Genomic DNA, 14,363 nt, shown 5'->3' on the forward strand with positions numbered 1-14,363 from the left:
TCACCCCAACATCCGCGCGACGTTCTGGAACCAGGCGACCAGCGGACCCGGCAGATAGAGACCAGCGATCAGCACCAGAACAAGATGAATGATGAGCGGCAACATCGAGGGGTGCCGGCCGGCGTCGACAACGCTGGGTGATGGTTTGCCGAAAGCAATGCCGGTCAGCCGCCAGATCAGCGCGCCAAAGGCAAGGAGCAGGCCAATGACCAGCGGTATGGCCAGCAGCGGCTGACGGGCAAAGGTCGAACTCACCAGCAGGAACTCGCTGGTAAAGATGCCCATGGGCGGCAGGCCGGCAATGGCGGCGACGCCGACGATGAGGCTCCAGCCGAGTGTCGGATGGCTCTCGGTGAGGCCCCTGATATCGGCGATCTTCTGCGTTCCCTTGACCTGTGCCACCTGTCCGACGGCAAAGAAGATAGCCGACTTGGTCAGCGAATGCATGGTCATGTGCAAGAGGCCGGCAAAGTTGGCAAGCGGCCCGCCCATGCCGAACGCGAAGGCGATGAGCCCCATGTGCTCGATCGACGAGTAGGCGAACAGCCGCTTGATGTCGCGCCTGAGGTACAGCATGAAGGCCGCAAAGATCAGCGATACCAAGCCGAGCGTCACCAGGAGCGGTCCCGGCGCCACTGCAAGGGGATTGGCGGCGAGCAGCATCTTGAAGCGCAACAGTGCATAGAGCGCCACGTTGAGCAGGAGGCCCGACAGCACCGCTGAGATCGGTGTCGGGCCCTCCGCATGGGCGTCAGGCAACCAGGCATGCAATGGCGCGAGACCGACCTTGGTGCCGTAGCCAAGCATCAGGAACACAAAGGCGACGTTAAGTAGCTCTGGGCTGAACTTCGGGGCATTGGCGATCAATGAGGTCCACACCATCGCGTCGTGGCCCTCGCCGATCACCGGCCGGGCGGCCATGTAGATCAGGATGGTGCCGAACAGGGCGAGGGCAATGCCGACCGAGCCGAGAATGAAGTATTTCCAGGCCGCTTCCAACGCCGCCTGTGTGCGGTAAAGGCCGACCATCAGCACGGTGGTCAGCGTGGCAAGCTCCACCGCCACCCACATCAAGCCGACATTGTTGGCCGTCAGACCGAGGTTCATCGAGAAGGAAAGCGCTTGGTACATGCCGTGGTAGAAGCGGATGTAGCCCGGCTTCAGCCGGCCGATCTCGATTTCGTGCCCGATGTAGCTCGCCGAGAAGATCGAGGTGGTGAACCCCACAAAAGTGCCCAGCACGACGAACACGACGTTGAGGTCGTCGACGAACAGGAAACTGACCGTCGGATCCGGCCGCTCGATGAGCAATGTCAGGGCGAACAGGAAGGTGATGCCTGACGCCAGCATGTTGACGCGCGCACCGAGCCGGTATTGCGGGATCAATGTCAGAAGCAGCGCGGCAACGCCGGGTACCACGAGCAGAGCGTCGATCGGCGCAAAGGGGAGCATATTCAGAAACGAGCTCATTCCCGGCCCTCCCGGAAGTCGTCGAGGGCTTGGGTATCGATGGTGTCGAAGCGTTCGCGGATGCGGAACAGGAACACGCCGATGACGATGAAGGCGACCAACACCGAAAAGGCGACGGAAATCTCGACCACCAGCGGCATGCCCCGGGCGCCGGTGGCTGCCAGCACCAACCCATTTTCAAGGCTCATGAAGCCGACGATCTGGCTAATGGCATTCTGACGCGTCACCATCATCAGGAGGCCGAGCAGAATCACCGAGAGGGCGAGCGCCAAGTCTTCGCGGGCGATCGGATCAGCTTCGGCGGCGGCCGGCAGCATCACGACCATGGAAAGCGCCACCAGGCCGATGCCCATCAGCATGGTCGGGCCGATGCCGCCCACCGTCTCGATGTCGCGATGGACACCGAGCCGCAGCACCATATGGTGGAGCGCCACCGGAATGATGATCGCCTTGAGGATCAAAGCGATAGCAGCCGTTACGAAGAGGTGCGGCGCCGACTGGACATAGGCTTGCCAGGCAACGGAGAGCGACAGCACAACCGCGTGCGCCGCAAACACGTTGAGCAGGCCGAGAATGCGATTCTGGTAGAGCATCATGAAGCTCACCAGGACCATGCCTCCGGCGAGAAGATGCGCAGCGTCGAGGGAAAAGCGTTCCATCAGAAGCTCCGCGAAACGAACAGCAGCAGGGTGCCGAGAAAGCCGAGCATCAGCGCGCCGCCGACGAATTCCGGCACACGGAACACCCGCATCTTGGCGATCGCCGTCTCGAAGAGCACCATCAGGAAACCGCCGACGGTGAGCTTGCCGACCCAGGTGACGACACCGACAAGCATGCCGAGGACGCCGTCGTCCTGGCTAGCCATGCCCCAGGGGACGAAAATGCAGGCAATCAGTGAGATGTAGAGCAGGAGTTTCAGCGCCGCTGCGAGTTCGATCACTGCCAGGTGCCGTCCTGAATATTCCAGCACCATTGCCTCATGCACCATGGTGAGTTCGAGATGGGTGGCCGGATTGTCGACGGGCACGCGGGCGTTTTCCGTCAGCGCCACGATGATCAGTCCGATCAGTGCGAGACCGAGCGAGACGCGCAGCGTGCTGTGATGGACCATGAACTCGGCCACCGTCGAAAGCTGCGTCGAACCGGCAACCAGCGCCACCGTAAACACGATCATGATCATCGCCGGCTCGGCCAGTGTGGCGAACAGCATCTCGCGGCTCGAGCCGATGCCGCCGAACGCTGTGCCGATATCCATGCCGGCGAGCGCCAGAAAGAAGCGTGCCGAGCCGAGCAACGCAGTGATGGCGATGAGATCGGCCGCCCAGGAGAAGTGCAGTCCAGCGGCAAATGTCGGTACCAGTGCCGCCGCCACCCAGGTGGTAGCAAAGATCAGGTAGGGTGCGTTGCGGAACAGCCAGGATGCATTGTCGGCCAGCACCGCTTCCTTGCGCACGAGGCGCAGGAGGTCTCGGTAAGGCTGCAAGACCGACGGCCCTTGCCGGCGAAGAAGACGCGCCTTCACCTTGCGTGTGAAGCCGACGAGGCCCGGGGCGAGCGCCAGCACCAGCACCATCTGCACGCCCTGAATGAGAATGGCGAGGATCAGGCCCATGTTGCCACCAGAACCAGGAGAAGAACCAGCGCCGCGAAAACGAGGCTGAGATAGCTGCGGATCGTCAGGAATTGCAGGATATTGAGCCGCTCCGCCGCGTAGAGCACGACGCTTTCGAGCGGTTCGTAGATGAACTCCCAGACCAGATCGCGAAGCGACAGCGTCAAGCGGGCCGGGGCCATGTCGCCGGGCGGCGGCATGGTCTGGCTGACCTTGGCGCGGAAGGCGATCGGGCCGAACACCCGGCGAATTGGCTGAGCGAAACTGTCAGCTGTGTACTGGGTCACCGGTGAAGCATCGGGAAAGCCGCAGTCCCAGGGCGGCGCGCGGCGCACGGCGCGGGAGGCAAAATTATGAATGACGCGGATCGCCGCCCAGCTCGCCATCAGGATGAAGAAGAAGACCAGGAAGCCGGAATAGGAACTGCGGCTCTCGGAAATCGGAATGATCGACAGGTGCGGCAGGATCGGCTGCTTCGGCATGGCACCGCTCACCAGCATCTGCGATACCGGCGACAGGGCATCGAGGAACGGGCCGGGGAAGACGCCGGCAATCAGGCAGATGATGAGAAGAGCGTACATTGCGCGGATCTGCCAACGGCTGACCTCATGCGCCGTCTCGGCGGCCGGCGAGCGTGGCCGGCTCAGGAAGGTGATGCCGAAGGCCCGCACGAAGCAGGCGGCGGCAAGGGCGGCAGCGAGCGCCAGCATGGCGCCCGAAGCCGGTATCAGGAAACGGAGCGCCCACTGCGGCACGTCAGGGCTGAGGAGGATGGCCTGCAGGATCAGCCATTCCGAGACGAAGCCGTTGAGCGGCGGCAACGCCGAGATGGCAAGGCAGCCGCCAAGAAACAGATAGGCCGTCTCCGGCATGCGGTGGACGAGACCGCCCAGTTTTTCGATGTCGCGTTCGCCCGTGCCGGTAAGCACATTGCCGGCTCCGAAGAACAGCAAGCTCTTGAACAGCGAATGGTTGAAGGCGTGGAAGATCGAAGCGGCGACCGCCAGCGCCGCCGCGCCCGTCATGTCATTGGTCTTGAAGGCGAGACCGAGACCAAGGCCAATGAAAATGATGCCGACATTCTCGACTGTCGAGTAGGCGAGAAGACGTTTGAGATCGCGCTGCAGGACGGCATGGAGCACGCCGAGCACTGCCGATCCGGACCCAAGGATCAGAACCAGCACCGCCCACCACCAGGCAGGTTCACCTGCAAGGTCGAACACGACGCGAATGAAGCCGTAGACCGCCACCTTGGTCATGACGCCCGACATGAGCGCCGACACATGGCTGGGCGCTGCCGGATGCGCGAGTGGCAGCCAGACGTGTAGCGGCACGAGGCCGGCCTTGGAACCGGCACCCAGCAGCATCAGCACCAAAACCAGGCCGGCGAGCCAGGGCACGTGATGGGCGGTGCGAATGGCCGAGAAGGCATAATCACCATCCGGACCGGCCAACAGACCGAAGGCGAGCAGCAGCATCAGCGTGCCGAAGGAGGCCATCAACAGATAGACGTAGCCGGCGCGGCGGTTCTCCGCGTCGTGATGATGGGCCATCACCAGAGCCCAGGAACTGAGCGACATGAACTCCCAGGCGACCAGGAAACCAAAGGCATCGGCCGAGAGTACCACCAGATTCATGCCGGCGAGGAAGGCCGGAAAGAAGGGGAGCACGCGGCCGGGCTCCTCCTCGTGGGCGCCATAGCCTATGGCGTAGAACGAGGCGACCACAGCGCCAAAATCGACAATGACCAGGAAGGCGGCGCTGAGCGGGTCGAGCGCGAAATATGCGCCGATCCAGGGCAGGCCGACCGGCAGATGCACGGCGCCTTGAAAAGCGCTGCCACCCAAAAGGGCGAGGAGACCACACATCAGCAGCACGGCGGCGAGGATCAAGCTCGCGCCGTAGACGATCGGTGTCGCCCAGGCGCGACGCTGGGCGGCGAGGATCGTCGCCACCACGGCGACGCCGGCCAAGCCGGCGACACTCAGAAGGGCCGCTGCGATCGGCATTATCACTTTCGTTCCCCGAATGGGTTTCGGACCGCTTCCGGCGGCTCCGTGAGATCAACGTGCGACGACGCTTACGCATCTGCTCGTCGAGGCGGCGATGGGCGCCGGCGAACCCGCTCCGATCGGTGCGGGAACCGCGATCCCGGCGCGACCGGTGTCGGCGTCGGACGAAGCGGCTGTCATGAAAGACTCAAGGATTGGCCGAAGCATACCGGCTCGATGGCTCTGCCGAAATTGTTTGTTGGTATTCAATCAATTCAGTTGAGCCAACGCCGGGATGCTGTTGCAGGGAAGTCGCGGCATCCCTCGCGCGCATAAGTATTTGCTCGCATGACGTTCGGCCGAACGGTGTCTGGGGAACCGTGACAACGCCTCAGCAGATGCGCGGCAACTGCTCGCCGGCCAGCCAATCGACAATACGCCCGCCACCAAAGCCGGTGGTCATTTGCACGAAATGCTGGTCGTCCTCGACCGCCTCGCCAATGATCGCCGCGTCCGTTCCGAGCGGATGCGATCGCATGGCCTCCACCAGCGCCTCCGCCGCCTCGGCGGCCACCACGGCGACGAGCTTGCCCTCGTTGGCGACATTGAGCGGGTCAAGCCCCAGGAGTTCGCAGGCTGCGGCCACCTGTCGCTTGATCGGAATCCGGTCTTCAATGATACGGAAGCCGACAGCCGATTGATGGGCGAGTTCGTTGAGCGTGGCCGCAAGGCCGCCGCGCGTCGGGTCGCGCATCAAGCGTAGATGAGGCCCGGCAGCTGCCACCATCGCCTCGACGAGGCCGTTGAGCGCTGCGCTGTCGGACAAGATCTCCGTTTCGAACGTGAGGTTTTCACGGCTCGACATGATGGCGACGCCGTGGTCGCCCATCGAGCCGGAAACGATCACCTTGTCGCCCGGGCGGGCTTGATCGCCGGACAGCGCAAGGCCCTCCGGCACTACGCCGACGCCAGCCGTCGAGATGAACACACCGTCCGCCTTGCCACGCTCCACTACCTTGGTGTCGCCGGTGACGATCATCACGCCGGCCGCCTTGGCCGCTGCGCCCATGGAATCGGCGATGCGCTTCAGATCGCCGAGCGGAAAACCTTCCTCGATGATGTAGCTGGCGGAGAGATAGAGCGGTTTCGCCCCGGCCATGGCGAGGTCGTTGACGGTGCCGTGGACGGCAAGCGAACCGATGTCGCCACCGGGGAAGAAGATTGGCGACACGACATAGCCGTCGGTGGTCATCACCATGCGGCCGCCGACCGGCGTCGGGAAACTCGCCTGATCGTTACCCTGTTCGAGCAACTCGTTGCCGAAGGCATCCTTGAAGATGGAGGAAATCAATTCGGCCATGGCGCGACCGCCGGCACCATGGCTCATATCGACTCGACCTGCCTTCAGATCGAGTTTGCGGCGAAAGGTCTTGGTCATGCACTTCTCCGAAGGCCGGCGTCGGTCTGGCGCGTGCGGAATCGGCCATAGGTCCAGTGGGCGGCGCAAGCGCCCTCTGATGACACCATGCAGGCGCCGGTCGGCGTCTCCGGCGTGCAGACGGTACCGAACAGACGGCAGTCGGCCGGCTTCTTCTGGCCGCGCAAGATGGCGCCGCATTCGCAGGCAGGATTGTCCTCGGCCGGCTGCGTCTCGACGGCGAAACGCTTTTCTGCGTCATAGAAGGCATAGGCATCGCGGAGCTTTAGCGCGCTCTTTGGTACGGCGCCCAGACCGCGCCACTCGAAGCTGTCGCGCAATTCGAACACCTCGTCGCAGAGGTCGATGGCCACGCGATTGCCCTCGGTTTTCACCGCGCGGATATACTGGTTCTCCACTTCCGCCCGCTGCTCGTTGACCTGCCGTACCAGCATCAGGATGGAATACATCACGTCGAGCGGCTCGAAGCCGGAGATCACCACTGGCTTGTGGTAGTCGCGGGCGAACACCCGATAGGGATCCATGCCGATGATCGCCGAGACATGGGACGGACCAACGAAGCCTTCAATGGCAATCGGCGGTTCGTCCGGTGTCGGCGGCATTTCGAGGATGGCCCGCATGGCGACCGGCGTCAGCACATGATTGCAGTAGATCGAGAAATTCTTGAGTCCTTTGGCTTCGGCGGTCTTCAGCGCCACTGCGGTGGGCGGTGTCGTCGTCTCGAAGCCGATGGCGAAGAACACCACCTGACGATCGGGATTGGTCTCGGCGATGCGGATGGCATCGAGCGACGAGTAGACCATGCGGATATCGGACCCTGCCGCCTTGGCCTTCATCAGGCTGAGGCCGCCGGAGGCCGGCACGCGCATCAGGTCGGCATAGGTACAGAGCGTGACCTCAGAACGCTTCGCTAGGCGAATGGCGTCGTCGATGCGGCCGATCGGCAGCACGCAGACCGGGCAGCCGGGGCCGTGGATCATGCGCACGTTCTTCGGCAGCAGATCCTCGATGCCATAGCGGGAGATCGCGTGGGTATGACCACCACAGAACTCCATGAAGGCGTAGGAGCGGTCGGGGTGCACTTCGGCGGCAATGACTGCCGCGAGGTCGCGCGCCTTGTCGCCGTCGCGATATTCGTCGACGTATTTCATCGGGCCCCTCCGGCGGCGAGCGACATACCGCGCGCCTCATCGAGCAGATCGAGCGTCCGCCGCGCTTCGTCGGGGTCGACCTTGGATAGCGCGTAGCCGACATGAACGATGACATAGTCGCCGACGGCGACATTCTTCACCAGCGCGACGGAAACGGTCATCGATACGCCGTCGAGGCTGATCTTGGCCATGTTGTCGGGTAGGAGCTCGGTAACGAGGGCGGGGACAGCAAGGCACATGGGTCAGATCTCCGAGAAGGCTCGGCGCGCGAGGATGGCCTGTCCAAAGGAAAGGCCGCCGTCGTTGGCCGGCAGGCGCCGGGCGAGGAGGGGGGTAAGGTTGGATTGGGTAAGTGCGGCCGAAAGGCCTTCGGCAAGCACGCGGTTCATCAGGCAGCCGCCACCGAGTGCGATCGACTGAAGGCCTGTGGCGTTGACCCCATGGCGGGCGAGCGCGGCGAATCCTTCGATCAACGTGCCATGGAACAGCGATGCACCGGCTCGTGCATCGGGACGGGCGAGGGCAAAGTGGGCAAGAAGCGGCATGAAGGACAGAATGCCGTCATTGAGCGTGAAGCCGCCAGCAAGTGCGACCGGATCGTCAACCAGAGCCTCCAGCTCCATCGCCGCCTGTCCCTCGTAATCCTGAACGGCACGAACGCCGAGAAGCGCCGCCGCCGCGTCGAACAGTCGGCCAAGCGAGGTGGTGGAAAGCCGGTCGGCGCCCGAGGCGATGCGGTCAGCGATCGGTCCGGCCAGCGGCCGATCAGGGAAGAGGGTTGTTGCAAGACCGGTTTGGCGGACAGCGGCTAGCGCACCGACACCCATGCGCCACGGCTCACGGGCTGCACGATCGCCACCCGGCAACGGTAGCGGCGACAGATGACCGAGGCGACGATGCCGCGCACCCTCAACCACGAGCAGTTCGCCGCCCCAGGCCCCGCCATCATCGCCGAGGCCATGACCGTCGAGAGCCAGCCCCAGCGCCGGGCCGTCATGTCCCGCTTCCGCCGCCACTGCCGCCACATGCGCGGCATGGTGTTGCACGCGAACGATCGGCAGGCCGAACTCCTCGGCCATCTGGCTGGAGCGATAGTCAGGATGGAGGTCTGAGGCGATCAGTTCCGGCTTCACGCCCACGATGTCGATGAGATGGGCAATCGTCTCGCGGTAGAATTTCAGCGTCTCTGCGGTGTCGAGATCGCCGACGTGCTGGGAAACGAAAGCCTCGCGGCCGCGCGTCAGCGTTACCGTGGATTTGAGGTGGGCACCGAGGGCGAGGGTTGCAGGTCCATCCTCGGCGAGGGCGATCGGCTCGGGAACGTAGCCGCGTGCGCGGCGCAAAAAGCTCGGCGCGCCGGCGATCACCTGCGTCACGCTATCGTCGGCACGCACCACGATGGCGCGATCGTGGGTAACGATCAGATCGGCAATGCCGGCCAGGCGGCGGTTCGCGTCCGCGTCGTCTACCACCAGCGGCTCGCCGCCGGGGTTGGCCGACGTCGCGACCAGCACGAAATTGTTGACTGCGTGCGGATCGTGGTGAGCGAAATCATGGCCGGCAAGCGTGGCGAACAACAAATGATGCACGGGTGCGTAGGCAAGCATAACGCCGACGCGAACAAGGCCGGGCGAGACAGAAGGTGCCAGCACACCAGGCTTGGCCGACATCAGGACGATCGGCCGGGCAACCGACGAACAGAGCCTAAGCTCTTCCGGCGATGCTTCGGCGACCGCGGAGATCGAGGCGGCATTCGCCACCATCAGCGCGAAGGGTTTGAATTCGCGAGCCTTCCGCGCCCGGAGCGCCGCGACCGCATCGGCATTGCGGCCATCGCAGACGAGATGGAATCCGCCGATACCCTTCAGCGCCACGATGCGGCCAGCCTGGACTGCTGCGGCAATCTCGGAAACGAGATGGCTTAGCTTCGGTCCACAGATGGGGCAGGCGGCCGGCTCGGCATGGAAACGCCGGTCCCGCACATCGGTGTAGGCCGCCGCGCAATCGGGGCACATTGGAAAGGAGGCCATCGATGTTTGTCGCCGATCATAGGGCAGGCGGCGGGTGATGGTGTAGCGCGGGCCACAATGGGTGCAATTGACGAAGGGATAGGCGAAATAACGGCTCGCCGGGTTGAACAGCTCGCCGAGGCAGGCGTCACATGTGGCAGCATCCGCCACGATGCGTGTCATCGTCTCGCCTTGGAGGCTCTCGCGGATGAGGAAGTCGCTATTGCCGATGACCGGCCGTTCCTCGCGGTGGACCGTGTCGATGCGGGCAAGCGGCGGGGCTTCCGACTGGAGGCGCGTTACGAACTCCTCGACGCGCGCCCCTTCCACTTCGATGGTGACGCCATCGGCGCCATTGCGGACATAGCCCGAAAGACCGCACTCCGTGGCGAGACGATGCACGAACGGCCGCATTCCCACCCCCTGCACGGCGCCGTTCACCTTGAGGAAAAGGCGCACCACGGGGGCGAAGGCGTCGGGGGCGGGCGCGGCGGTCATCGTTCGGTCAGGCTCGAACGGCGGCGGCGCGGGAAAGTGTCGCACGCGCCTCGATCCAGGCATAGAAGGCCGCCATGCCCTCGCCAGTCTCGGCGGAAACCACCAGGGTCTGCAGGTGCGGGTTGACCGTGAGCGCCGCTGCGAGGCATCGGCCAACGTCAAACTTCAGATGCGGCAACAGGTCCGCCTTGTTGAGAAGCAGCAAGTCGGCGACGGCGAACATGTCGGGATATTTGAGCGGCTTGTCTTCACCCTCGGTGACCGAGAGCACCACCACCTTGTGCGCTTCCCCGAGATCGAAGCCGGCCGGACAAACGAGGTTGCCGACATTCTCGATGAACAGAAGGCCGCCGGGTTCCGCCTTGATGTCATCGAGCGCGGCACCCACCATGCCGGCTTCGAGGTGGCAGCCTTTGCCGGTATTGATCTGAACAGCGCGGGCGCCGGTTGCCCGGATGCGCTCGGCGTCGTTGTCGGTCTGCTGGTCGCCCTCGATGACGGCGATCGGAAACTTCGCCTTGAGATCCTCGATGGTGCGAACCAGCAGCGTCGTCTTGCCGGAACCCGGTGACGACATCAGGTTGAGTGCCAAGGTACCGGTGGCGGCAAGACGGGCGCGATTCTGTCGCGCGACATCATTGTTCTTGGCGAGAATATCGCGCTCGATGCGGATTACCCGCTCGCTATCGACGCTCGGCTGATGCACGGCAGCAAGCGGCGCGGCGTGCACGTGATGATGATGCTCATGATCATGGGAATGATCGTGTGGGTGGTCGTGATCATGCGGGTGATCGTGGTCGTGATGATGATCGTGACTATGCTCGTGATCATGGTCATGCGGATGATCATGCGCATGACCATGCAGCTCGGCCGGCGTCTTGCCGTTGATCTTGTAGCCGGTGCCACCCGAGCCGCAGCCGCATTCGTTACACATCACTCCACCTCCAGTTCGCGCAGCCTGAGCTCGTCACCGCTGCTCATCTGCACGTGCCGGCGCCCGCAGTCAGGGCAGGCACCAAAGCGTTCGGTCATAGGCACCGTCTTAGCACAGTCGAGGCACCAGCCACTGCCGGGAACGCGGTCGATGATCAGCCTTGCATTCTCCGCAAGGGTGCCGTGGCTGACGGCCGAAAAGCAGAAGACCAAGGCCTCAGGATCGACATGACCGAGAACGCCCACCTCCAGGATCACCGCTCGAATCCGCGCGGCGCCGTTCTTTCTCGCTTCCTCGACGGCAATCTCGACGACCGCCTCGCAAAGCGACATCTCATGCATCGGTCGCCCCATTCGGAACGACATCCACCGCAACGCAGGGAGAGAATTGCGCCGCCAACCGGGCTATTGCCGCCACAGCGTCACCGGCTGGCCGGAACCCTGCGAGGGCACGCGCAAACGGTCCATCGGGATGGAAGTTCCATTCCGTGGGAGCGACAACGCGGGCGTCTCGGAGCCGTCCATCTCCTTGCACCACGGCAAAATAATATAACCTGCCGCGTGGACTTTCCACTGAGGCGTATCCCGTATGGTTCTGCGTCCGACTTGCAGTAAGCCAGGCGGTAAAATCTGGTCCATTGCTCGCGCCGTTCAGAAGAATACCGAGTGCCTCTTCAGCCTCGACGAGGCGAGCGGCGTCGGTGGCGCCCGGCACCGAGGCTGACCAACCAAGACGGACTGCCGGTCCTGTTTCGGGGTGTCGGCCAGGGAGAAACGGCTGGGCGGCAAACTCGGCCTCGGCCTCCACCGCGGCCACGACGGAGGTGTCGTCCGCGGCGGTCAGAGCGTCCGGCGGAGAGGGATGCTCCGGCAGCGCCGGCAACCAGTCCGGCACAAGGCCGAAGGCCGTTCCAATGGCCCTGATATCGTCGCCGGCGACACCAGTCCGGGCCGCCTTGCGCGCGGCTTCAAGGGCATCGCGTACGATCGGGAAGGCGGCGACCGGCGCAAGACGGACCAGCTCGCGCAGATGCTCGGCGATGCGCTCGGCCGCCAGACGAACGTGCCAGCGGTCCACCTCTTCCCGGCCTATGGTGCGAGCGCCGGCCGCCGCGGCAGCAAAGGTCAGCGCGGCAGCGTGCGACACGCCACAAACGGCGTTGACGAGGCCGACCGCCTCCACCGCCTGTTCGATGGGCCGTCCGGCGAAGCGCGAGGCCAGCGACAGCGGGCGCGCCGAACGGATCGCCGCATCGGCCACCGCCCCGTTGATCAAGGAGAATTCGACGGTGATGCGGCCGGGATCGAAGCCACTCATTGGCCGTTCTCCGGCGTTCCACGTCCGAAGCCAAGGAGACGTCGGCGGTCCAGATTGACGGAGAGGGATTCGATTTCCGACGATTCGACATCTCCCAACAATTCGTCAAGCGCCGCGAAGGCGACGGCCTCAGCCGCCACTTGGTCGTCGAATTCGTCCATTGGCGAGAACAGGGATGCTGTGCCGTAACGGCTGCCGTCATCCATCGACGCCACCACGAAATCGACATCTCCGGCCGGCAGTTCGAGCCGTAGCGTAACACCGTCGGGAGGCAGTTTGATGCCGGTGTCGGCTACGGCGACGATAGTCATGCACCAGGGCGTCACCACGGCAGCGAAACGGAAACGGCCGAAGCGCCGGACCGGTGTCACCATCACGGCCAGCGCCGGATTATGAACCGGAAGACCGGCCATGCGGCTGTCGGCAGCGCGCCAGAAGCCAGCAAGACGGCCGACGAGATTCTCGTCATCGAGGCTGGACAGGAACGCGTCAGCGGTCATCGTCGATCCTCATGAACTTGAGCTTTGGCCCATCGCAGTGAGGGCAACGCCAATCGTCCGGCAGCGTTTGAAAGGGCGTGCCGGGCGCTATTTGCGCCACGTCGTCACCTTCGGCCGGATCATACACCGTCCAGCAAACACTGCACTCCCAACGAGCCGCCACGCTCTCGTTCATTGGAAGTAGGCCTCGCCGATCTCGCGGAGACGAACGGCCGAGTCGCGAAAGTCCTCCACAGCCGCCTGGGCCGCGGCAGGTACATCGCCGATTTCAAGGGTGTCGAGCAGAATGGCATCCATGGCGTTAAGGAACTGCACCGACCAGACATTGTGGATCGCCGTCGCCTGAACCCGGCAACTGCCATAGCCGCGCGAGATGATTTTCACCGGGCCGCTGCCGAGCCGATCGACCAGGATGTCGAGATCCTCCGGCAGCATGGGCAGAAGCGTAAGCGAGATGACATGGTTGGGCTCACCAAACTGATAGCGCTCGGCCCGATTGGCGATCTCGGCCAGCACGGCCGGTGCGTTCATCACGCCGCTGGGCAGGGCGTCGAGATCAAGATGCGGCAATGTCATCGCCGCGGCGCGGCGTATCGCCTGCGGCACGGCCGAAACCTCAGCATAGTCGGCAACGATCCTGTTGTCAGGGCCAAGAAAACGGACACGCCATAGGCCGGCAAAGATACTCTCGGTAATTTCAGCCACCACACCGTCGGGAAGCGCCACCGTGGCAGCCACTTCGCCTTCGCCGAGAATTTCGCTGAGCAGCAGCCTTTCGTCGTCGCTAAGAGGAGCGAGATCGAACAGAAGACCCGGCGCTGTCGCGGTCTGACGCCCCAAGGCGCTGACCATCTCCGGCAAAAGACGCGCGACGGCGGGACAGCGGGCGATCAACGCCTCAGCGTCTGTCGTGGCGAGGAAGGCGAGGGTGCCTGTACCGGTCGTACGGCCCGAAGATGGGAATTCGATCGTCACGCGTCGGCCCTCCGGTTGCTTGTGGTAATCCCGACGCGTTCCGGCGCTGAAAACGGCAGCGCATTGGGGCTCAGCGTCGCTCCGAGACGATCGAGATATTCGCTCCAATCACGGATGCGCGGCAACACATCGAGCACCGTTTCTCTGCGCAGCACGACTAAGGACGGAAAAATCTCGACTTGGCAGCGGGCCTTCAGCGCCGCCTCAGCCGAACGCGCAACCACGCCGGCGCGAAACTGGCTTGGAAAGGCCGCCAGCAGTTCCGGCAGAACCACGGCAACATCGCCGCTGTCGGTCCGCTGGTCGGGATCACCTGTGAAAAACAGCAGTGCGTGCTCCGGCTCGCCGGCGGCCGGTGCCAGGAAGGTGTTGAACGTTTCGGCGTCGATGGTGGGAAGCCCATGACGACTGGCGAGGGCGGCGATCAATGCGGACATGTGTTCCTCGTCGGGTCGAAGGCCGTCAGCC

The 14,363-nt window shown here is 63.9% G+C and carries 15 protein-coding genes; all 15 read right to left on the bottom strand.

The annotated features are described in order from the left end of the window. Entirely contained in the window at positions 1–1,470 is a 1,470-nt protein-coding gene (locus G522_RS0106000; RefSeq protein ID WP_036838316.1) for a hydrogenase 4 subunit F, read from the bottom strand. Continuing rightward, positions 1,467–2,129, bottom strand: a complete 663-nt coding sequence (locus G522_RS0106005) for a hydrogenase-4 component E (protein ID WP_026790266.1) — start codon at positions 2,127–2,129, stop codon at positions 1,467–1,469. Before G522_RS0106005 ends, G522_RS0106000 begins: the two co-directional genes overlap by 4 nt. Next, complete coding sequence (locus tag G522_RS0106010; protein WP_026790267.1) at positions 2,129–3,082, bottom strand: respiratory chain complex I subunit 1 family protein; 954 nt, start codon at positions 3,080–3,082, stop codon at positions 2,129–2,131. Before G522_RS0106010 ends, G522_RS0106005 begins: the two co-directional genes overlap by 1 nt. Continuing rightward, positions 3,073–5,091, bottom strand: a complete 2,019-nt coding sequence (gene hyfB, locus G522_RS0106015) for a hydrogenase 4 subunit B (protein WP_026790268.1) — start codon at positions 5,089–5,091, stop codon at positions 3,073–3,075. The genes G522_RS0106010 and hyfB overlap by 10 nt, the downstream gene beginning before the upstream one ends. A gap of 373 nt (positions 5,092–5,464) precedes the next feature. Continuing rightward, entirely contained in the window at positions 5,465–6,511 is a 1,047-nt protein-coding gene (gene hypE / locus G522_RS0106020) for a hydrogenase expression/formation protein HypE (RefSeq protein ID WP_026790269.1), read from the bottom strand. Then, positions 6,508–7,662 carry a hydrogenase formation protein HypD gene (gene hypD, locus G522_RS0106025; protein WP_026790270.1) on the bottom strand — a complete coding sequence of 385 codons (1,155 nt, stop codon included), beginning with the start codon at positions 7,660–7,662 and terminating at the stop codon, positions 6,508–6,510. Before hypD ends, hypE begins: the two co-directional genes overlap by 4 nt. Continuing rightward, entirely contained in the window at positions 7,659–7,901 is a 243-nt protein-coding gene (locus G522_RS0106030) for a HypC/HybG/HupF family hydrogenase formation chaperone (RefSeq protein WP_026790271.1), read from the bottom strand. Before G522_RS0106030 ends, hypD begins: the two co-directional genes overlap by 4 nt. A 3-nt stretch (positions 7,902–7,904) precedes the next feature. After that, on the bottom strand, positions 7,905–10,169 hold the full coding sequence (gene hypF / locus G522_RS0106035) for a carbamoyltransferase HypF (protein ID WP_026790272.1): 2,265 nt from the start codon (positions 10,167–10,169) through the stop codon (positions 7,905–7,907). A 7-nt stretch (positions 10,170–10,176) separates the two neighbouring features. After that, positions 10,177–11,103 carry a hydrogenase nickel incorporation protein HypB gene (gene hypB, locus G522_RS0106040; protein ID WP_026790273.1) on the bottom strand — a complete coding sequence of 309 codons (927 nt, stop codon included), beginning with the start codon at positions 11,101–11,103 and terminating at the stop codon, positions 10,177–10,179. Beyond that, positions 11,103–11,444, bottom strand: coding sequence for a hydrogenase maturation nickel metallochaperone HypA (gene hypA, locus G522_RS0106045; RefSeq protein WP_026790274.1), 342 nt, complete (start codon positions 11,442–11,444; stop codon positions 11,103–11,105). The genes hypB and hypA overlap by 1 nt, the downstream gene beginning before the upstream one ends. Further along, a complete protein-coding gene (locus G522_RS28855) occupies positions 11,437–12,420 on the bottom strand; it encodes a hypothetical protein (protein ID WP_051228372.1) in 984 nt (327 codons plus the stop codon). Before G522_RS28855 ends, hypA begins: the two co-directional genes overlap by 8 nt. Continuing rightward, positions 12,417–12,920 carry a [NiFe]-hydrogenase assembly chaperone HybE gene (gene hybE / locus G522_RS25795; protein ID WP_051228373.1) on the bottom strand — a complete coding sequence of 168 codons (504 nt, stop codon included), beginning with the start codon at positions 12,918–12,920 and terminating at the stop codon, positions 12,417–12,419. Before hybE ends, G522_RS28855 begins: the two co-directional genes overlap by 4 nt. Continuing rightward, positions 12,910–13,095 (bottom strand): rubredoxin, encoded by a 186-nt coding sequence (locus G522_RS0106060; protein ID WP_026790275.1) that lies wholly within the window; start codon positions 13,093–13,095, stop codon positions 12,910–12,912. The genes hybE and G522_RS0106060 overlap by 11 nt, the downstream gene beginning before the upstream one ends. Beyond that, positions 13,092–13,895, bottom strand: a complete 804-nt coding sequence (locus G522_RS25800) for a hydrogenase expression/formation protein (protein ID WP_051228374.1) — start codon at positions 13,893–13,895, stop codon at positions 13,092–13,094. The genes G522_RS0106060 and G522_RS25800 overlap by 4 nt, the downstream gene beginning before the upstream one ends. Beyond that, on the bottom strand, positions 13,892–14,332 hold the full coding sequence (locus G522_RS0106070; protein ID WP_026790276.1) for a thioredoxin domain-containing protein: 441 nt from the start codon (positions 14,330–14,332) through the stop codon (positions 13,892–13,894). The genes G522_RS25800 and G522_RS0106070 overlap by 4 nt, the downstream gene beginning before the upstream one ends. Positions 14,333–14,363 lie beyond the last annotated feature (31 nt).

The sequence above is a fragment of the Pleomorphomonas oryzae DSM 16300 genome (genome assembly GCF_000422965.1).
Taxonomy (GTDB): domain Bacteria; phylum Pseudomonadota; class Alphaproteobacteria; order Rhizobiales; family Pleomorphomonadaceae; genus Pleomorphomonas; species Pleomorphomonas oryzae.